Below are 17,912 nucleotides of genomic sequence, written 5' to 3'. Positions count from 1 at the left end.
GCCCCCGTCATGATGCTCCGGGTAGGTTTCGGGCCGGAACCCTGAAGGGGGCGCGGGGCGGGCAATGACCGCCCCGCTGAGTGCTATTTAGCCCTTGATGGCTTTCATGACAGCTTCACCAAGCGTCGCCGGGCTGTCCGCGACCACGATGCCGGCGGATTTCATCGCCTCGATCTTGGACTCGGCGTCGCCCTTGCCACCGGCGACGATCGCGCCAGCGTGGCCCATGCGGCGTCCCGGAGGGGCGGTGCGGCCCGCGATGAAACCGGCGGTCGGCTTCCAGCGGCCCTTTTTCTTCTGCTCGGCGAGGAACTCTGCCGCTTCCTCTTCCGCGGAACCACCGATCTCACCGATCATGATGATCGACTGGGTTTCCGGATCGTCGAGGAACATGTCCAGCACGTCGATGTGCTCGGTGCCCTTGATCGGGTCGCCGCCGATGCCGACTGCCGACGACTGGCCGAGGCCCATGTCGGTGGTCTGCTTCACGGCTTCGTAGGTGAGCGTGCCGGAGCGCGAGACCACGCCGACCGAGCCACGCTTGTGGATGTGGCCGGGCATGATGCCGATCTTGCAGGCGTCGGGGGTGATGACACCCGGGCAGTTCGGGCCGATCAGGCGCGACTTGCTGTCGATCAGCGCGCGCTTGACCTTCATCATGTCGAGGACGGGGATACCCTCGGTGATGCAGATGATCAGCTCGATCTCGGCGTCGATCGCTTCGAGGATCGAGTCCGCGGCGAAGGGCGGCGGGACGTAGATCACCGAGGCGTTGGCTTCGGTCACGTGCTTGGCTTCGTGCACCGAGTTGAACACGGGCAGGCCGAGGTGTTCCTGGCCGCCTTTGCCGGGGGTCACGCCGCCGACCATCTTGGTGCCGTAGGCGATGGCCTGCTCGGTGTGGAAGGTGCCCTGCGAGCCGGTCAGGCCCTGACAGATGACTTTGGTGTTTTCGTTAACGAGGACTGCCATTGTGGCGTTCTCCTGATTGTCGCTGCGGCGGACGCAGCCTGAATTCCGGGGAGGGAGCGCCGCGGCGCCCCCAGACGCATCAGCCCTTGACCGCTTTCACGATCTTCTCGGCGCCGTCGGAGAGGTTGTCGGCAGCGATCACGTCCATGCCGGACTCGTTGATGATCTTCTTGCCGAGCTCAACGTTGGTGCCTTCGAGGCGGACGACGAGCGGAACCTGCAGGCCCACTTCCTTCACCGCGGCGATGACGCCCTCGGCGATCACGTCGCAGCGCATGATGCCGCCGAAGATGTTGACGAGGATGCCTTTGACGTTCTTGTCGGAGGTGATGATCTTGAACGCCTCGGTCACCTTCTCCTTGGTCGCGCCGCCACCCACGTCGAGGAAGTTGGCAGGCTCTGCGCCGTAGAGCTTGATGATGTCCATGGTCGCCATGGCGAGGCCCGCGCCGTTCACCATGCAGCCGATCTCACCATCGAGAGCGATGTAGTTGAGGTCGTACTTGGAGGCTTCGAGTTCCTTGGCGTCTTCCTCGGTCTCGTCGCGCAGGTTGGCGATATCGGGCTGGCGGTACATCGCGTTGCCGTCGAAGCCGAGCTTGGCGTCGAGCACCTTGAGGTTGCCGCCGGGCATGAGGATCAGCGGGTTGATTTCCAGCATCTCCATGTCCTTCTCGATGAAGGCCTTGTAGAGCTGGCCCATCAGCTTGACGCACTGCTTCATGGCAGCGCCTTCGAGGCCGAGGGCAAAGGCGACGCGGCGGCCGTGGTACGGCTGGTAGCCGGTGGCCGGGTCGACGGAGAACGACAGGATCTTCTCGGGGGTCGAGGCTGCGACTTCCTCGATGTCCATGCCGCCCTCGGTGGAGCAGACGAAGGACACGCGCGAGGTCACGCGATCGACCAGCAGGGCGAGATAGAGTTCGCGCTCGATGTCCGAGCCGTCCTCGATGTAGATGCGGTTGACCTGCTTGCCGGCCGGACCGGTCTGGTGGGTCACCAGCGTCTTGCCGAGCATCTTCTTGGCTTCCTCAGCCGCCTCTTCCACCGACTTGGCAAGACGGACGCCGCCCTTCTCGCCAGCTTCGGCTTCCTTGAACTTGCCCTTGCCGCGGCCACCTGCGTGGATCTGCGCCTTGACGACCCAGAGCGGGCCGTCGAGTTCGCCGGCAGCGGACTTGGCTTCGTTGGCGCTGAGCACGACGCGGCCGTCCGAAACCGGGCAGCCGTATTCGCGCAGGAGCGCTTTCGCCTGATATTCATGGATGTTCATGGAAGACTCTTCCCGTCTTGCTGCGATTTCGGGGCCGGTATACGCCCCTCATTCGCGCCGCGCGAAGAGATTTTTGGCTTTCGGCGAAGATTTGCGAGATTTTCTGCCAGTTGTGATCACGCGTCGAAAAAGCGTGATCACAAAACCGGGTCACGTAAGATTCCGTTAGCGTCTCACGTCGAAAGAATCAGCGACCTGCCGCAACGGCAGGCAGAAAATCAAAGCCCTGAAATGCCAAAGGCCCCGGCGCTTTCACGACCGGGGCCCTGAATGTCGTGAGCCCGGAGGCTCTGCCGGGGCTTATGCCAGGCTGCCGTCGATGCCCTTGCAGGCTTCGACCAGGCCGTTCACCGCGGCGACCGACTTGTCGAACATCTCCTGCTCTTCCTTGTTGAGCTTGATGTTCACGATCTTCTCGATGCCGCCGGCGCCGATCACGGTGGGCACGCCCACGTACATGTCTTTCAGGCCGAACTCGCCGTCGCAGTAAGCGGCGCAGGGCAGCACGCGCTTCTGGTCCTTGAGGTAGGCTTCCGCCATCTCGATGGCCGAAGTCGCGGGTGCGTAGAAGGCCGAGCCGGTCTTCAGCAGGCCGACGATTTCGGCGCCGCCATCACGGGTGCGCTGCACGATGGCGTCCAGCTTCTCCTGCGTGGTCCAGCCCATCTCGACCAGGTCCGGCAGCGGGATGCCGGCAACGGTGGAGTAACGGACGGAGGGCACCATGGTGTCGCCGTGGCCGCCGAGAACGAAGGCGGTGACGTCCTTCATCGACACGTCGAATTCCACCGACAGGAAGTGGCGGAAGCGCGCCGAGTCGAGCACGCCGGCCATGCCGCAGACCTTGTGCGCGGGCAGGCCCGAGAACTTCTGCAGGGCCCAGACCATCGCGTCGAGCGGGTTGGTGATGCAGATGACGAAGGCGTCGGGGGCGTTTTCCTTGATGCCCTCGCCGACCGATTTCATCACCTTGAGGTTGATGCCCAGCAGGTCGTCGCGGCTCATGCCCGGCTTGCGCGGCACGCCGGCGGTGACGATGCAGACGTCTGCGCCCGCGATGTCGGCGTAATCCTGGGTGCCCTTGAGCTTGGCGTCAAAGCCTTCGGAGGGGCCGGATTCCGCGATGTCGAGCGCTTTGCCTTCCGGGGTGCCTTCCGAGATATCGAAGAGCACGACGTCGCCGAGTTCCTTCAGGGCCGCGAGATGTGCAAGCGTGCCGCCAATCTGTCCCGCGCCGATGAGGGCAATCTTGGGTCTGGCCATGGATCTGTTCTCCGCTCCATTTGTGAAGTCCGCCGCTTGCGTAAGGTCTCTGCCGCCGACGCGCAAGGGCGCTGCAGGGCAGCATCACGGAAGCTCGATTGCTGACCACGCGGCATGATTGCGATAAAGGTGTTAAGTTTCGGGGCGTTAGTGTCTGTATGCGAGGGTATGCTTTCTGCGGGACTGGCGTGCCGATGGGGTGGGAAGGGCCTCAACCTGCGGGCGCAAAATGCCGCATTCACAGGCAATCAGGCGATTCTTTTCGGGGTCACCTGCGTCCGCTACGCCGCGTCAGGTATTTCTCCAGCTGCCCCAGCGCGTCGTGGATCAGCACTGCGAAGAGGCCCACGATCAGCCCGCCTTGCAGCACGAAGGCGGTGTTGCTTGTCAAAAGCCCGGCGATGATCACCTCGCCAAGCGTGCGCGCCGCCACCGTTGAGCCGATGGTCGCGGTGCCAAGCGCGATCACCACCGACAGGCGGATGCCGCCGAGGATTACCGGCATGGCCAGCGGCAGCTCGACCCGCCACAGCCGCTGCCAGCGACCCAGGCCGATACCCCGCGCTGCCTCCATCGTGGCGGCGGGCAGGGTCGATAGGCCGGTCATCGCGTTCTCGAAAATCGGCAGCAGCCCGTAGAGGAAAAGCGCCACCAGTGTCGGGCCGGCGCCGAAGCCGAGCGCCGGGACGGCTAGCGCCAGCACGGCGACCGGCGGAAACGTCTGACCGACATTGGTGATCGTGCGCGAGAGTGGCCGGAAGGCGGTGCCTGCAGGGCGGGTGACGAGGATCGCCAGCGTGACGGCGACCACGGTCGCCGCGAGAGAGGCCACGGCAACGAGGCCGAGATGGCTCAGAGAGAGCGAGAGCAGCGAGCTGCGTGTGTAGATCACCGGCCCGTTCTCCGGCGCGAAGGGGGCGAAGACCGGGGTGAAGGCCTCCGGCGACAGCACCAGGGCCAGCAGCAGCGCGACGAGCGCAGCGCGCAGGATCAGTCCCGGTCTCACCCGTGGCGCTCCGCCCGCGCGCGGATGGCGGCGAGGGTGACCCGTCCGGCAGGAGCACCGACCGTCTCGACCGGGATCGCCTCCCGCCCGGACCAGAGGCAGGCGGAGAGCGCCTCGCGGAGGCTGGCGTCTTCGGGAAGGGCGGGGCCTTCGGCGGGGCCGGGCTCCGCAAGCTCGGAGACGGGGATGAGCGAGAGCAGGCGCATTGGCCGCTCGGCATCGCCCACCATGTCCGCCACGAAGGGCGTGGCGGGCTTCGCGACGATTTCTTCCGGCGGTCCGTATTGCACCAACTTGCCGCCATCCATCACGGCGATGCGGTCGCCGAGGCGGATTGCCTCGTCCATGTCGTGGGTGACCAGCAGAATGGTCGACCCGAGCTTGCGCTGAATGGCGCGCAGGTCTTCCTGAGCGCGGGTGCGGATGATCGGGTCGAGCGCGCCGAAGGGCTCATCCATCAACAAAAGGTCCGGGCGCGAGGCCAGTGCCCGGGCGACGCCGACGCGCTGCTGCTGGCCGCCCGACAGCTCCAGCGGCAGGCGGTCGCGGAATTCGGCGGGGTCCATGCCGAAGAGCTCCAGCAGCTCGTCCACCCGCGCGGCGATCTTGTCCCTCGGCCAGCCGAGCAACTCGGGCACGGCGCCGATGTTGCGGGCGACCGTATGGTGCGGAAACAGCCCATGGCCCTGGATGGCGTAGCCGATGCGGCGGCGCAGGAGGTGCGGCTTCACTGCGTGGGTCGGCTCGCCGTTGATGCGCACCTCGCCCGAGGTCGGCTCGACCAGCCGGTTGATCATCCGCAGCAGCGTGGTCTTGCCCGAGCCGGAGGTGCCGACGAGGACGGTGATTGTGCCGGTCTCGGCGGTGAGCGATACGGCGTCGACGGCGCGGGTGCTGCCGTAGAGCTTGGTGATCCTGTCGATCTCGATCATGGCTGGCGCTCCGGGATGCGGCGGGTGAGGTCGACGAGGATGTCCATGACGATCGCGGCGACGAGGGCCATGACCACGGTGGGCAGGGCGCCCAGCAGGATGAGGTCGGTGGCGGTCTGGTTGAGGCCCTGGAAGACGAAGCTGCCGAAGCCGCCGCCGCCGATCAGCCCGGCGATGACCGCAAGTCCGATGTTCTGCACCAGCACGATGCGCAGCCCCGCGAGGATTACCGGCATGGCAAGCGGCAGCTCGACCCTCCAGAGCCGCTGCATGCCGGTCATGCCCATGCCGCGGGCGGCCTCGATGGTGGCGGGCGGTGTGGCGGCGAGACCGGTGACCGTGTTGGCGACCACCGGCAGCAGCGAGTAGAGCACCAGCGCAAGAAAGGCGGGGGCAAAGCCGATGCCGGCGATGCCGAGCGCCTGCGCGGCGGGGTAGGTGGCGGCCACCCAGCCGAGGATCGGGATCATGATGCCGAACATTGCAAGCGACGGAATGGTCTGCAGGAAGCTCAGCACCGGCAGGGTCGCGGCGCGCAGGCTCCCATTGCGGTGGCACAGGATGCCGAGCGGGAAGCCGATCAGCGCCGCCGCGCCGAGCGAGCCCAGAGCGAGGGCAACGTGGCGCAGGGCGGCGGTACGGAAGGCGTCCGTGCGGCTGGCGTATTCACGCATCACCGAGAGGTCCGAGAGCGCCCCGGACCAGAGCAGCGCGGCCAGCGCGGCCAGCAACAGCGCCAGCAGTCCGGCTCGGGAACGCGGGCCGGGACGCAGCTGCGACAGCGCGTCGGCCATGAGCAGCATAAGCACCAGCAGCAGGCACCAGGCCCCGGCGGCGGGCGAGACGCGGGCAAGGTCTCCGGACCCTTCGAGCTGGGTGCCTGCGCCCTCCACCAGCAGAATGACAAAGCCGCCAAGGCCAAGAAGGCTACCGCCGAGGCGCAGCAGCGGCGGACCGGAGAGCAGACCGAGGCCGATCCCGGCGGCAAGTGCGAGACTTCCGGGGATCACCGCCGCCATCTCGGCGCTGTCCCAGAGCATCACGCCTTCGCCGGCGACGATGCGGTTGGCGCGCAGGGTCAGGAAGGGGAGGGCCAGAGAGGCCAACCCCAGCACCGCGAACAGCAAGCCGGGCGGGGAGAGACCCCGTCCGGCCGGTGCCCTCTGTTCAGCAGTGTCGGAGATCAGTCCAGTACCCCGGACTTGGTGAGATAGTCGCGGGCCACCGCCTCGGCGGGTTCGCCGCCGACCTGGATGCGGCCGTTGAGCTCCTGCAGGGTCTCCATCGTCAATCCTTCGAAGATCGGGTTCAGGACCTCGGGGATCGACGGATATTCCTCGAGCACCGCGTCGCGGACGATGGGGGTGGGCTCGTAGACCGGCTGCACGCCCTTGTCGTCCTTCATCACCACGAGGCCCGTCGCGCCGACGCCGCCGTCGGTGCCGTAGACCATCGCCGCGTTCACGCCCGAGGTGCCGCGCGCGGCGGCCTGGATGGTCGCGGCGGTGTCGCCGCCCGAGAGGATCACGGTCTGATCCTCGGTCAACTCAAAGCCGTAGGTCTGCTGCATGGCGGGCAGCACCGCGGGGGAGGAGACGAACTCGGTCGAGGCAGCAAGCTTCACCTCGCCGCCACCCGCGACCCAGGCGCCGAAGTCGCTCATCGTGTCGAGTGCGTTTTCCTCGGCCACGGGACCGGTCACGGCGATGGCCCATGTGTTGTTGGCGGGGGCGGAGCTGAGCCAGATGATGCCGTTCTCGGCGTCGAGTTCCTTGGCGCGGTCATGCGCGGCTTGCGCGTCTTTCCAGAGGTCCGCGTCGGCCTCGTTGAAGAAGAAGGCGGCGTTGCCGGTGTACTCTGGATAGATGTCGATCTGGTCGGCGAGGATCGCTTCGCGAACCACCTGCGTGCCGCCGAGCTGAAGCCGCCGTTCGACCGGCAGCCCGGCATCTTCAAGCGCGAGGGCGATCATGTTGCCGAGCAACCCGCCCTCGGTGTCGATCTTCGACGAGACGGTAATGTCTGCTTGGGCGGTGCTAGCAAGGCCGACCGCCAGGCCGACGGCGGCGAGAATAGGTTTGGGGGTCATGGCGCGTCCGGCTCCCTTCCGTTGCGTCCTGTCGAGTATGACAGCGTTTTGCTGAGAAGCTAGGATGCGACCGGCGCGGGCCAAGTATTCTGGGAGATTTTCCTGTCAGATGGCGTCAGCAGGGACGTGGTCTTCAGGCGTCGCTTTCTTCCGGCGGGAGGCTTTCGGCGAGGGTCTCGAAGGCGAGACCGCTGGCAACGAGGCAGGTCACGCCGTTGGTGGAGGTCACCGTGATGGTCCAGGTGCCGGTCTCATCCGAGGCGAAGAGTTCCATCACCGCATTGTTGCTGCCGAGTCCGATGGAATGGCGGGTCTCCCCGTATGTCTCGGCGAGGCGGGAGATCACGACATCGCGCGGGCCGCAGGCCTGACTTTGCGCGGCGACGGGGACGGGATGGAACCCAGCCGCACCTGCGCAGAGCAGCGCCGCAAGACCAGTCGGCGCTCGCGCGGGGCGCAGCGCCCGCGAAGCTCGGGTGGCAGTATTGCGCTGGGCTGCGGGGACCTGTGCCGTCATCACCTTTGCCTTTCCGTTGCGGCGGCGGCGAGGCGCGCCGTGTCTGTTTCCGGCTGACCTCAGAGCGATCGAAACACCGGAGCGATCGAAACACCGGATCAATCGGACTTTGCCGTTCCTGGCCGCTCGCGGCCCGGTCGCCACGTTCGGTGTTCGGTCGCACGCTGGCTCTGCGTCTTCCTGAGCCTGCGGCGCAAGTCCGAAGGATTGGTTAAACATCCGATCCCGGTTAAAATCCGACGGATATCTCAGGGGGGGGGGGCGCTGAATTCTTCTGCACCGCGGCATGAATGCGCTTGCAGTTTTAGGAAAATAATTGCATCACTTGCGCAAGATTGTTGCTCGACGGAGGAAGGCATGGATCTCGCGCTTCGGCCCTATCGCTCGGTTCTCTACATCCCCGGCTCGAAGGAGCGGGCGCTGGACAAGGCGCGGGGGCTGCCGGTGGATGCGATCATTTTCGACCTCGAGGACGCGGTGGCCCCGGCCGAGAAACCCGCCGCGCGGGAGACGCTCGCCGCAGCGCTGGGCGTCGGCGGTTACGGCAACCGCACGCGGATCGTGCGGATCAACGGGCTCGACACCGAGTGGGGCGAGGCGGATGCACGCGCCGCCGATGCCATGGACTGCGACGCGGTGCTGCTGCCCAAGGTCGAGGATCCGGCGCAGCTCGACGCGCTGGCCAAGCTCACGGACAAGCCGCTCTGGGCGATGATGGAGACGCCGAAGGGCATGCTGAACGCGCAGGCGATCGGCGCGCATCCGCGGCTTGCGGGCATGGTCATGGGCACCAATGATCTGGCCAAGGAGCTGAACTCGCGCTTCCGCGCCGACCGGCTGCCGATGCTGACCTCGCTGCAGCTCTGCCTGCTGGCCGCCAAGGCCAGCGGATGCGTGATCGTCGACGGGGTCTACAACGCCTTCAAGGACGACGAGGGGTTGCGGGCCGAATGCGATCAGGGCCGCGACATGGGCTTTGACGGCAAGACGTTGATCCACCCGGCGCAGGTCGAGACCGCCAATGGCGCCTTTGCCCCGACCGAAGGCGAGATCGAACTGGCCCGTCGCCAGATCACCGCCTACGAGGAAGCCGAGGCCGCGGGGCAGGGGGTTGCTGTCGTCGACGGCAAGATCGTCGAGAACCTGCACGTCTTCACCGCAAAATCGGTGCTGGCAAAGGCGGATGCCATTGCCGCCATGGGGGCTTGAGGGCAGGGTCGGGGCGGACCCGGCAAGAGGAGACCCCCAATGCTGCTTCTGATTCTCGGCGTCGCGCTCTGGTGGGCGGCGCATCTGTTCAAACGGCTCGCCCCCGAGGCGCGGGCGAAGATGGGCGACAAGGGCAAGGGGGTCGTTGCGCTCGTCCTTCTTGCCAGCGTGCTGCTGATGATTTTCGGCTACCGCATGGCCGACGGTGCCTTCTTCTACGGGCGCACCCCGGCCACGGTTGGCATCAACAACCTGCTGATGCTGGCCGCGCTCTATTTCACCTCGCCCGGTCCGAAGAAGGGCGCGCTCTTCTATAAGATGCGCCACCCGATGCTCACCGGCTTCCTGCTTTGGGCCATCGCGCACCTGATGGTGAACGGCGACACGCCGTCCTTCGTGCTGTTCGGTGGGCTGGGCATCTGGGCGCTGGTCGAGATGAGCACGATCAACCGCACCGAGCCAGAGTGGACCCCCCCCGCGAAGGGACCGATCAAGAAGGACCTGATCTTTCTCGCGGCCAGCCTCGTGCTGCTCTTCGTGATCGGCGCGATCCACACCTGGCTCGGCTATCCCACCTTTGGATGACAACTACCGGAACTGACCAAATGAAAATCTATCGACTGCTGACCGAGGACGACACCTCGGCCTTCTGCCACAAGGTGTCCGAGGCCCTGAGCAAGGGCTGGGAGCTCTACGGCAGCCCGACCTATGCCTTCGATGCGGCCAACGGCGTGATGCGCTGCGGCCAGGCCGTGACCAAGGACATCGACACCCCCTACACGCCGGACATGAAACTGGGAGCTCAGTGATGGCCAAGACCAACCCCGGGCGCTTCTTCGAGGATTACCGCATCGGCCAGGTCATCGACCACGCCGTGCCGCGCACCGTCTCGGGCGGGGAGCGGGCGCTCTACCACGCGCTCTACCCGGCCCGGCACGCGCTCTATTCCTCGGATGAGTTCGCCCGGAGCGTTGGTCTGCCCATGGCGCCGCTGGATGATCTGGCGGCGTTCCACCTGGTGTTCGGCAAGACCGTGCCGGACGTGTCGCTGAACGCGGTGGCCAACCTCGGCTATGCCGAGGGGCGCTGGCTGAAGCCGGTCTATGCCGGGGACACGCTGCGTTCCTCGTCCGAGGTGATCGGGCTCAAGCAGAACTCCAACGGCAAGTCGGGTGTCGTCTACGTGCGCACGCGCGGCACCAACCAGCGCGGCGAGACCGTACTGGAATATTGCCGCTGGGTGATGGTGCGGAAAAAGGATCTCGACGCCCCCGCGCCCGAGGCGGTCCTGCCCGAGCTGAAGCCGGTCCTGGCGCCGGAGGACCTGGTGATCCCCGAGGGGTTGGACTTCACCAAGTACGATTTCACGCTTGCCGGAGAGCCGCATCGCTGGGGCGACTACGCGGTCGGCGAGCAGATCGACCATGTCGATGGCGTCACGATCGAGGAGGCCGAGCACATGCTCGCAACCCGCCTCTGGCAGAACACCGCCAAGGTGCATTTCGACGCGACCCACCGCGAGGACGGCAAACGGCTGATCTACGGCGGCCATGTCATTTCGCTGGCGCGGGCTCTCAGCTTCAACGGTCTGGCGAACGCGCAGATGATCGTCGGGCTGAATGGTGGCGCGCATGCAAACCCCTGTTTTTCCGGGGATACGGTCAAGGTCTGGTCCGAGGTCCTGGACCGGGCGGAGACCGCTGCGCCGGGTGTCGGCGCGCTGCGGATGCGGCTGGTGGCGACCAAGGGCGGAGCGCCGTTTGAGCTCAAGGGCGATGACGGCAAATACCTTCCGCACGTCCTGCTCGATCTCGACTACTGGACGCTGGTTCCGCGCTGATCGGCCGCAGGGGCACGCGCTGGACAAGCAGTTGAGTCGCTTCGCTGCGGCGCGGAAATCTGAGTTAAACACTTAGGAATAAGGCGACTCTACGGAATGAGCCGTTAGCGCCGGAAATGTGATCACGCTTTTTCAAGTGTGATCACGTATTGCGATCATTTTTTGGAATTGGGTGGAAAAAACACGCCCAAGTGCAGTGCAGCCGCGTGACAGGGCAGGGCAAGAGGCGCTAGAAACCGGCCACAAGGGAACCGAAAAGGACAAGCCATGGCTGAAGAGAACCGGATCCAGCGCCCGCTCTCCCCCTTCATGATCGGGCCGTATTACCGACCGCAGCTCACCTCCATGAGCTCCATCCTCACCCGCATCACCGGCAACGCGATGATCGTCGCGGTCTTCCTCATCGTCTGGTGGCTGCTCGCCCTGGCCGCGGGGCCGGAGGCATTCGCCACCGCCGAATGGTGGATCACCAGCTGGGTGGGCAACCTCGTGATGTTCCTCTCGCTCTGGGGCATCTGGTACCACTACCTCGCGGGTCTGCGGCACCTGATCTTCGATGCGGGCAAGTGCCTCGACATTCCGACCGCCGAGAAGCTCGGCTGGGTCTGCATCTACGGCTCGGTGGTTCTGACCATCCTGACCGTGATCATCTACTGGATCTGAGGGAGGCGACAGACATGCGTTATCTGACCGACCGCAAGCGCGCCGTTGGCAAGGGCTCGGCCCATTCCGGCGCGGAACATCACTGGCACATGATCGTCAGCGCCGTCGCGCTCGCGTTCATGGTTCCGACCTTCCTCTTCATCTTCGGCAACGCGCTCGGCTCCGGCTACGAAGCCGCGCTGGCGACCTTCCAGAAGCCCTTCGTGGCGATCCTGACCGGCCTCGTGCTGGTCGTCGGCCTGCAGCACTTCCAGAAAGGTGCCCGCGTCATGCTCGAGGATTACACCTCCGGCACCACGCGCAAGCTGCTGATCATGCTGGTCGTCGGCCTGTGCTGGTCGCTGACCGCCGCCGGCCTCTTCGCGCTCGCCAAGATCGCCCTCTGAGAGAAAGACTGAAAGATGGCTGCATACGAATACGAGACGCATGACTATGACGTCGTGGTCGTGGGGGCCGGCGGCGCCGGCCTGCGCGCCACCCTCGGCATGGCAGAGCAGGGCCTGCGTACCGCCTGCGTGACCAAGGTCTTCCCCACCCGCTCGCACACCGTCGCGGCGCAGGGCGGCATCGCCGCCTCGCTGGCCAACATGGGCCCGGACAACTGGCAGTGGCACATGTACGACACGGTGAAGGGCTCCGACTGGCTCGGCGATACCGACGCCATGGAATACCTCGCCCGTTCCGCGCCTGCCGCGGTCTACGAGCTCGAGCACTACGGCGTGCCCTTCTCGCGCACCGAGGAAGGCAAGATCTACCAGCGCCCCTTCGGCGGTCACACCACCGAGTTCGGTGAAGGCCCCGCCGTGCAGCGCACCTGCGCCGCGGCTGACCGCACCGGCCACGCCATCCTGCACACGCTCTATGGCCAGTCGCTGAAGAACAACGCCGAGTTCTACATCGAATACTTCGCCATCGACCTGCTGATGGAAGACGGCGTCTGCAAGGGCGTGCTGTGCTGGAAGCTCGACGACGGCACCTTCCACGTGTTCAACGCCAAGATGGTCGTGCTGGCCACCGGCGGCTACGGCCGGGCCTACTTCTCGGCCACCTCGGCGCACACCTGCACCGGCGACGGCGGCGGCATGGTGGCCCGTGCGGGCCTCGCGCTGCAGGACATGGAGTTCGTGCAGTTCCACCCGACCGGCATCTACGGCTCGGGCTGCCTGATCACCGAGGGTGCCCGCGGTGAAGGCGGCTACCTGACCAACAAGGACGGCGAGCGGTTCATGGAGCGCTATGCGCCCCAGTACAAGGACCTCGCGCCCCGCGACTACGTCTCGCGCTGCATGACTATGGAAATCCGCGAAGGCCGCGGCGTGGGCGAGCATGGCGACCACATCCACCTGAACCTCTCGCACCTGCCCAAGGAAGCGCTCGCCGAGCGTCTGCCGGGCATCTCCGAGAGCGCGAAGATCTTCGCCGGCGTGGACGTGACCAAGGAGCCGATCCCGGTTCTGCCGACCGTGCACTACAACATGGGCGGCATTCCCACGAACTACTGGGGCGAGGTGCTGAACCCGACCGCCGAGAACCCGAACGCCGTGGTGCCGGGCCTGATGGCCGTGGGCGAGGCGGGCTGCGCCTCGGTGCACGGGGCGAACCGCCTCGGCTCGAACTCGCTGATCGACCTCGTGGTCTTCGGCCGCGCCGCCGCGATCCGCGCTGGCGAGGTGGTGGACCGGGAGGGCGCCGTGCCGACCGCACCGGTTTCGCAGATCGACAAGGCCTTCGACCGCTTCGACGGCGTGCGCAACGCGACGGGCGCGATCCCGACGGCCGAGCTGCGCCTCGAGATGCAGCGGACCATGCAGGCCGATGCCGCGGTGTTCCGCGCCTCCGAGACGCTGAAGGACGGCAAGGAAAAGATGACCGAGATCGCCGGCAAGATGGGCGACATCAAGGTCACCGACCGCTCGCTCGTCTGGAACTCGGACCTGATGGAAAGCCTCGAGCTGACCAACCTGATGCCGAACGCCATTGCGACCATCTACGGCGCGGAAGCGCGCCACGAGAGCCGCGGCGCCCACGCGCACGAGGACTTTGCCAACCGCGACGACGAGAACTGGCGCGTGCACACCATCAGCCGCGTCGAGGGCAACAAGGTCGAGCTCAGCTACCGCCCGGTGGTTGTCGACCCGCTGACCACCGAAGCCGAAGGCGGCATCTCGCTGAAGAAGATCGCACCGAAGGCACGGACGTTCTGATGCGCGCTGCCCTCGGCCTCGTATTCGTGCTGGCGGCCTGTTCGGCCCAGACGCAGGACCAGATTGCGCGGCAGGCCGCGAAATCCACGGTCGCCCGCGTCGTGGCCGACCGGTACCCGGGCGTGCCCGTGGAGCCGGCGCTGGACTGCGTGATCGACAATGCGTCGTCCACGCAGATCTACGCTCTGGCCGCGGACAGCGTGACCGGGCCGACCGCCAGCACCGTCGAGGTGGTTTCCGACATCGTCTCGAAGCCCGAGACCCTGACCTGCCTGGCAGCCGACGGGCTGCCGGCCCTCATCCGATAGGAGAGCGACATGGTTCAATTCACACTTCCCAAGAACTCCAAGATCCGCACCGGCAAGACCTGGCCGAAGCCCGAGGGCGCGACCAATGTGCGGGCGTTCAAGATCTACCGCTGGAACCCCGATGACGGCGAGAACCCGCGGGTCGACACCTACTTCCTGGACATGGACAAATGCGGTCCGATGGTCCTGGACGCGCTGATCAAGATCAAGAACGAGATCGACCCGACGCTGACCTTCCGCCGCTCCTGCCGCGAGGGGATCTGCGGCTCCTGCGCGATGAACATCGACGGGATCAATACGCTGGCTTGCATCTACGGGCTGGACGAGGTCAAGGGCGACGTGAAGATCTACCCGCTGCCGCACATGCCGGTGGTGAAGGACCTGATCCCCGACCTGACGCACTTCTACGCGCAGCACGCGTCCATCATGCCCTGGCTGGAGACCAAGACCAACCGTCCCCAGAAGGAGTGGAAGCAGTCCATCGAGGACCGCAAGAAGCTCGACGGTCTCTATGAGTGCGTCATGTGCGCCTCCTGCTCGACCGCCTGCCCGAGCTACTGGTGGAACTCCGACCGCTACCTCGGCCCGGCCGCGCTGCTGCACGCCTACCGCTGGATCATCGACAGCCGTGACGAGGCCACCGGCGAGCGTCTCGACGAGCTCGAGGATCCGTTCAAGCTCTACCGTTGCCACACGATCATGAACTGCGCCAAGACCTGCCCGAAGGGTCTGAACCCGGCGAAGGCAATCGGCGAGATCAAGAAGATGATGCTCAACCGTCACGTCTGATCCGGAGTGGCGACACCAATGCAAGGCGCCGTCCCCTCGCGGGGGCGGCGCTTTGCCGTTCCGGGCCGCGCCACGTCCGAAAGTTGCCGGGGCGCGGAGCAGGGCGGACAGCGACGGTTGCGCTCAGCGCAGAGCTTGGTTGCAGCATCCGCCGGTGTGCTGCAGCGCTCAAAGCCCTATGTAGGGTGGCACACGGGAGGAGATCGAGAGATCAAGGATAGATGCTATGACCAGCACCGCTGCTAAGACCGAGACCACCGCCCGCGAAGCGCTCGAAGCCCTCGAGCAGGCATTTGCCTACTACCAGCCCGAGCCCGTGCTGGTGCAGGTGGCGCACAAGGATGTGACCGCCGATCTGGGCACGCTGGATTACTACCGCGCCGCCTGAGACTGGCGACCGGTGGCACGGCGCGCTAGGTAGACCGCCATGCGCACTGCTTCCTGCACAAGACAGACCGATCGAGGCCCCCGGTGATTTTCGCGGGGGTCTTTGTCGTTGCGGTGATCCTGCTGCTGGTCTTCAACTACCGGCATGGCGACACCCGCAAATGCCGTTGGCGCGAGCGCCGCGGCGAGGGCCAGAGCAGCTGGACCTGCGTGCAATGCGGGGCGACGACGACAGGGCCACGCGGCGAGACCCCCGAGATTTGCCTGAGGCCAAAGGCCTGAGCTTCGCGCCCGTTGTGCGCGGGGAGGGGGCTCTGCCCCCGTCCGCTGCGCGGACTCCCCCGGCGTGTATCGAAAGAGAAGAAGGGGCGGGGCTTGCGCCTTGGGCCTGCGCAGGGTCATCTGGCGTCGGAACAGGAGTGACCCGATGACCCAAGCCCCCGCAGATGCCGAAGCCCGCCGCGCCGTGGAGCCGGTGATCTGCTACCCGAACGAGACGTTGCCGGTGCCGGACATGGCGCTCTATCGGGACGCGCTGGCACAGGCGGAGCTGGTCGAGACCGTGGTCGCCGCCCCACGCGAGGCTTGCGCCTTCCGAGTGCCGGCGGGCGGCTTCTTCCGCATCCGCAGCGTAGAGGCGCCGCAGGTGGGAGACCTGAACCTGTGGAACGCGAACGATCTGTCGGAGCGCTTCTACTCGGGCAAGACGCGGGCGCTGCATGGCGCACACCTGACCACCGGCGAGCGCATGTGGTCGAGCTTTCCGCATCTGCGCCCCATGGCGACCATCGTCGAGGACAGCCTCGACTGGTACGGTATCGACGCCTTCGGCGGCTCGGTGCACGATGTGATCGGCACGCGCTGCGATCCGCACACCCATCACCTGCTGAGCGGCGGCCAGTACCACCATTGCTGCCATTCGAACCTGACGCGGGCGCTGGCGGATGCGACGGGGCTCTCGGCGGAGGCGGCGGCGCGCGAGGTGCATGACGTGCTGAACGTCTTCATGTGCACCGGCTTCACGCGCGACACCGGCCAGTACTTCATGAAGGCAAGCCCGGTGCGCCCCGGGGATCATCTGACCTTCTTTGCAGAGATCGACCTCCTCGGGGCGCTCAGCGCCTGCCCGGGGGGCGATTGCAGCAGCGAGCACAGCTCCGACGCGGCGCGCTGCGCGCCGCTGGAGGTGGATATCCTCTCCGTCCCGCAGGAGATGCTGAAAGGCTGGCAGCCCCCCGCGCGCAACGGCTACGACGGCAGCCACGGCATGTGAGCGGCGGGCGCGGTGTGGAGCAGCGCTGCGAAGGAAAGACGGACGGGGCTTCTGCCCCGCCCGGGTCTCAAGCGAAGGCCGCCTCGAGCGCGATCTCGACCATCTCGGCAAAGGAGCTCTGCCGGTCTTCTGCCGGCAGCGCTTCTTGCGTGATGAGATGGTCCGAGACGGTGAGAACCGCCAGCGCGCGAACGCCGTGGCGGGCCGCCAGATTGTAGAGCTCTGCGGCTTCCATCTCCACGCCCAGGATTCCGTGCCGGGTCATGATCTCGTTCAGATCGGGGCGTTCATCGTAGAAGACGTCGGCGGAATAGATCCCGCCCACATGGGGTTTCGCACCGATGCGCTCGGCTGCATCGGCCGCCGCGCGCAGCAGGCCGTAGTCGGCGCAGGGTGCGAAGTTCAGCTCGCGGAAAATCCCGCGGGACGGTGTCGACAGGCTGCTCGCGGTCATCGCGAGAATGACGTCACGCACCGAAACGCTCTGCTGCATCGCGCCGCAGGAGCCGATGCGGATCAGGGTCTTCGCCCCGTAGTCCCGGATCAGCTCATTGGCGTAGATGGAGAGGCTGGGCATGCCCATGCCGGAGCCATGCACGGAAACGCGGTGTCCTTTCCAGAACCCCGTGAAGCCATACATGCCGCGCACCCGGTTGACGCATTCTGCGTCGTCCAGAAACGTTTGCGCCACCCATTCCGCGCGCAGCGGGTCTCCGGGCAGCAGTACCGTTTCGGCGATTTCGCCGGGGTTCGCTCCGATATGGACGGTCATCAGAGAGCGAGTTCCTCGAGCGACTTGCCAGCTCCGAGCGCATCGATCACCCAGTTGGGTTTGCGGCCGCGACCGGTCCAGGTTTGTGCGGGATCGGCGGGGTTGGCGTATTTGGGCGCGCCCTTGGAGCCCTTGGTGCCGCCGGCGGTGATGATTTCGTCCAGCGAGTATCCGAATTGCTTGGCCACTTGCTCGGCCGCGCGCTTTGCTTCCGCCTTGCGGCGCGCGTCTATTGTAACCAGGGCTTTCTCAACGTCGGCCTGCAGCTGCTTCAGCTCGTCTTTGGACAGGGTATCAAGGTCAATATTCACGATAGTCTCCGTTTTCTGTGCCTTAAAAATTCGGCAAATGGAGCTATTCTGCAAGACATGGCTTTGTGTCAATTGGACATTTCGCATAGAGCGATAGTCGGCTG

General features: G+C 65.9%; 22 protein-coding genes. 12 read left to right on the top strand and 10 right to left on the bottom strand.

The features are described 5' to 3' along the window. Positions 1 to 87: 87 nt before the first annotated feature. The 8 genes from sucD to BM397_RS14425 form a co-directional block, all read right to left on the bottom strand. The gene (sucD, locus tag BM397_RS14460; RefSeq protein WP_092424985.1) at positions 88 to 972 is read right to left on the bottom strand and encodes a succinate--CoA ligase subunit alpha; all 885 of its coding nucleotides are present in this window, start codon (positions 970 to 972) and stop codon (positions 88 to 90) included. 79 nt (positions 973 to 1,051) lie between these two features. Beyond that, positions 1,052 to 2,245 (bottom strand): ADP-forming succinate--CoA ligase subunit beta, encoded by a 1,194-nt coding sequence (gene sucC, locus BM397_RS14455; RefSeq protein WP_092424987.1) that lies wholly within the window; start codon positions 2,243 to 2,245, stop codon positions 1,052 to 1,054. Positions 2,246 to 2,545: 300 nt separating this feature from the next. Beyond that, positions 2,546 to 3,508: a malate dehydrogenase gene (mdh, locus tag BM397_RS14450; protein WP_092424989.1), complete on the bottom strand. Its 963-nt coding sequence runs from the start codon at positions 3,506 to 3,508 to the stop codon at positions 2,546 to 2,548. Positions 3,509 to 3,776: 268 nt separating this feature from the next. Further along, the gene (locus BM397_RS14445; RefSeq protein ID WP_092424991.1) at positions 3,777 to 4,514 is read right to left on the bottom strand and encodes an ABC transporter permease; all 738 of its coding nucleotides are present in this window, start codon (positions 4,512 to 4,514) and stop codon (positions 3,777 to 3,779) included. Then, positions 4,511 to 5,446 carry an ABC transporter ATP-binding protein gene (locus BM397_RS14440; RefSeq protein ID WP_092424994.1) on the bottom strand — a complete coding sequence of 312 codons (936 nt, stop codon included), beginning with the start codon at positions 5,444 to 5,446 and terminating at the stop codon, positions 4,511 to 4,513. The genes BM397_RS14445 and BM397_RS14440 overlap by 4 nt, the downstream gene beginning before the upstream one ends. Then, positions 5,443 to 6,561 carry an ABC transporter permease gene (locus tag BM397_RS14435; RefSeq protein ID WP_245696088.1) on the bottom strand — a complete coding sequence of 373 codons (1,119 nt, stop codon included), beginning with the start codon at positions 6,559 to 6,561 and terminating at the stop codon, positions 5,443 to 5,445. The genes BM397_RS14440 and BM397_RS14435 overlap by 4 nt, the downstream gene beginning before the upstream one ends. A 68-nt stretch (positions 6,562 to 6,629) precedes the next feature. Further along, on the bottom strand, positions 6,630 to 7,535 hold the full coding sequence (gene osmF, locus BM397_RS14430) for a glycine betaine ABC transporter substrate-binding protein OsmF (RefSeq protein WP_092424996.1): 906 nt from the start codon (positions 7,533 to 7,535) through the stop codon (positions 6,630 to 6,632). 133 nt (positions 7,536 to 7,668) lie between these two features. Further along, the gene (locus tag BM397_RS14425; RefSeq protein ID WP_245696075.1) at positions 7,669 to 8,052 is read right to left on the bottom strand and encodes a hypothetical protein; all 384 of its coding nucleotides are present in this window, start codon (positions 8,050 to 8,052) and stop codon (positions 7,669 to 7,671) included. A 357-nt stretch (positions 8,053 to 8,409) separates the two neighbouring features. Between BM397_RS14425 and BM397_RS14420 the strand changes: the two genes are divergently transcribed. The 12 genes from BM397_RS14420 (at position 8,410) to BM397_RS14370 (ending at position 16,725) form a co-directional block, all read left to right on the top strand. Next, positions 8,410 to 9,261 carry an HpcH/HpaI aldolase/citrate lyase family protein gene (locus BM397_RS14420; protein ID WP_092424998.1) on the top strand — a complete coding sequence of 284 codons (852 nt, stop codon included), beginning with the start codon at positions 8,410 to 8,412 and terminating at the stop codon, positions 9,259 to 9,261. Between the two features lie 39 nt (positions 9,262 to 9,300). Next, positions 9,301 to 9,846: an NnrU family protein gene (locus tag BM397_RS14415; protein ID WP_092425000.1), complete on the top strand. Its 546-nt coding sequence runs from the start codon at positions 9,301 to 9,303 to the stop codon at positions 9,844 to 9,846. 20 nt (positions 9,847 to 9,866) lie between these two features. Then, positions 9,867 to 10,070 (top strand): DUF1737 domain-containing protein, encoded by a 204-nt coding sequence (locus tag BM397_RS14410; protein ID WP_092425002.1) that lies wholly within the window; start codon positions 9,867 to 9,869, stop codon positions 10,068 to 10,070. Continuing rightward, the gene (locus BM397_RS14405; protein WP_092425004.1) at positions 10,070 to 11,101 is read left to right on the top strand and encodes a MaoC family dehydratase; all 1,032 of its coding nucleotides are present in this window, start codon (positions 10,070 to 10,072) and stop codon (positions 11,099 to 11,101) included. Before BM397_RS14410 ends, BM397_RS14405 begins: the two co-directional genes overlap by 1 nt. Positions 11,102 to 11,368: 267 nt before the next feature. Further along, a complete protein-coding gene (gene sdhC / locus BM397_RS14400; protein ID WP_092425006.1) occupies positions 11,369 to 11,764 on the top strand; it encodes a succinate dehydrogenase, cytochrome b556 subunit in 396 nt (131 codons plus the stop codon). A 14-nt stretch (positions 11,765 to 11,778) separates the two neighbouring features. Then, complete coding sequence (gene sdhD / locus BM397_RS14395) at positions 11,779 to 12,150, top strand: succinate dehydrogenase, hydrophobic membrane anchor protein (protein ID WP_092425008.1); 372 nt, start codon at positions 11,779 to 11,781, stop codon at positions 12,148 to 12,150. 15 nt (positions 12,151 to 12,165) lie between these two features. After that, positions 12,166 to 13,968, top strand: coding sequence for a succinate dehydrogenase flavoprotein subunit (gene sdhA, locus BM397_RS14390; protein ID WP_092425010.1), 1,803 nt, complete (start codon positions 12,166 to 12,168; stop codon positions 13,966 to 13,968). Further along, positions 13,968 to 14,276, top strand: coding sequence for a hypothetical protein (locus tag BM397_RS14385; protein WP_092425012.1), 309 nt, complete (start codon positions 13,968 to 13,970; stop codon positions 14,274 to 14,276). The genes sdhA and BM397_RS14385 overlap by 1 nt, the downstream gene beginning before the upstream one ends. 9 nt (positions 14,277 to 14,285) lie before the next feature. After that, positions 14,286 to 15,065 (top strand): succinate dehydrogenase iron-sulfur subunit, encoded by a 780-nt coding sequence (locus BM397_RS14380; protein WP_092425014.1) that lies wholly within the window; start codon positions 14,286 to 14,288, stop codon positions 15,063 to 15,065. A 226-nt stretch (positions 15,066 to 15,291) separates the two neighbouring features. Beyond that, a complete protein-coding gene (locus BM397_RS29350; RefSeq protein WP_176806655.1) occupies positions 15,292 to 15,453 on the top strand; it encodes a hypothetical protein in 162 nt (53 codons plus the stop codon). 83 nt (positions 15,454 to 15,536) lie between these two features. Then, positions 15,537 to 15,734 carry a hypothetical protein gene (locus BM397_RS14375; RefSeq protein WP_092425016.1) on the top strand — a complete coding sequence of 66 codons (198 nt, stop codon included), beginning with the start codon at positions 15,537 to 15,539 and terminating at the stop codon, positions 15,732 to 15,734. A gap of 145 nt (positions 15,735 to 15,879) precedes the next feature. After that, complete coding sequence (locus BM397_RS14370) at positions 15,880 to 16,725, top strand: urea carboxylase-associated family protein (RefSeq protein ID WP_092425017.1); 846 nt, start codon at positions 15,880 to 15,882, stop codon at positions 16,723 to 16,725. Between the two features lie 67 nt (positions 16,726 to 16,792). Here the strand turns inward: BM397_RS14370 and deoD are convergent, their stop codons facing one another. Continuing rightward, positions 16,793 to 17,497, bottom strand: coding sequence for a purine-nucleoside phosphorylase (gene deoD, locus BM397_RS14365; RefSeq protein ID WP_092425019.1), 705 nt, complete (start codon positions 17,495 to 17,497; stop codon positions 16,793 to 16,795). Next, complete coding sequence (locus BM397_RS14360; RefSeq protein WP_092425021.1) at positions 17,497 to 17,808, bottom strand: H-NS histone family protein; 312 nt, start codon at positions 17,806 to 17,808, stop codon at positions 17,497 to 17,499. The genes deoD and BM397_RS14360 overlap by 1 nt, the downstream gene beginning before the upstream one ends. Positions 17,809 to 17,912 lie beyond the last annotated feature (104 nt).

The sequence above is a fragment of the Alloyangia pacifica genome (assembly GCF_900116195.1).
Taxonomy (GTDB): domain Bacteria; phylum Pseudomonadota; class Alphaproteobacteria; order Rhodobacterales; family Rhodobacteraceae; genus Salipiger; species Salipiger pacificus.
Note: the sequence above shows the minus strand (reverse complement) of the source record. Positions and strands in the feature narration are given on the sequence as shown.

Bases quoted from the DNA above. Each gene is read 5' to 3' on its own strand.
- sucD (WP_092424985.1), bottom strand. From the start codon at position 972: ATGGCAGTCCTCGTTAACGAAAACACCAAAGTCATCTGTCAGGGCCTG.
- sucC (WP_092424987.1), bottom strand. From the start codon at position 2,245: ATGAACATCCATGAATATCAGGCGAAAGCGCTCCTGCGCGAATACGGC.
- mdh (WP_092424989.1), bottom strand. From the start codon at position 3,508: ATGGCCAGACCCAAGATTGCCCTCATCGGCGCGGGACAGATTGGCGGC.
- BM397_RS14440 (WP_092424994.1), bottom strand. From the start codon at position 5,446: ATGATCGAGATCGACAGGATCACCAAGCTCTACGGCAGCACCCGCGCC.
- osmF (WP_092424996.1), bottom strand. From the start codon at position 7,535: ATGACCCCCAAACCTATTCTCGCCGCCGTCGGCCTGGCGGTCGGCCTT.
- BM397_RS14425 (WP_245696075.1), bottom strand. From the start codon at position 8,052: ATGACGGCACAGGTCCCCGCAGCCCAGCGCAATACTGCCACCCGAGCT.
- BM397_RS14420 (WP_092424998.1), top strand. From the start codon at position 8,410: ATGGATCTCGCGCTTCGGCCCTATCGCTCGGTTCTCTACATCCCCGGC.
- BM397_RS14415 (WP_092425000.1), top strand. From the start codon at position 9,301: ATGCTGCTTCTGATTCTCGGCGTCGCGCTCTGGTGGGCGGCGCATCTG.
- BM397_RS14410 (WP_092425002.1), top strand. From the start codon at position 9,867: ATGAAAATCTATCGACTGCTGACCGAGGACGACACCTCGGCCTTCTGC.
- BM397_RS14405 (WP_092425004.1), top strand. From the start codon at position 10,070: ATGGCCAAGACCAACCCCGGGCGCTTCTTCGAGGATTACCGCATCGGC.
- sdhC (WP_092425006.1), top strand. From the start codon at position 11,369: ATGGCTGAAGAGAACCGGATCCAGCGCCCGCTCTCCCCCTTCATGATC.
- sdhD (WP_092425008.1), top strand. From the start codon at position 11,779: ATGCGTTATCTGACCGACCGCAAGCGCGCCGTTGGCAAGGGCTCGGCC.
- sdhA (WP_092425010.1), top strand. From the start codon at position 12,166: ATGGCTGCATACGAATACGAGACGCATGACTATGACGTCGTGGTCGTG.
- BM397_RS14385 (WP_092425012.1), top strand. From the start codon at position 13,968: ATGCGCGCTGCCCTCGGCCTCGTATTCGTGCTGGCGGCCTGTTCGGCC.
- BM397_RS14380 (WP_092425014.1), top strand. From the start codon at position 14,286: ATGGTTCAATTCACACTTCCCAAGAACTCCAAGATCCGCACCGGCAAG.
- BM397_RS29350 (WP_176806655.1), top strand. From the start codon at position 15,292: ATGACCAGCACCGCTGCTAAGACCGAGACCACCGCCCGCGAAGCGCTC.
- BM397_RS14370 (WP_092425017.1), top strand. From the start codon at position 15,880: ATGACCCAAGCCCCCGCAGATGCCGAAGCCCGCCGCGCCGTGGAGCCG.
- deoD (WP_092425019.1), bottom strand. From the start codon at position 17,497: ATGACCGTCCATATCGGAGCGAACCCCGGCGAAATCGCCGAAACGGTA.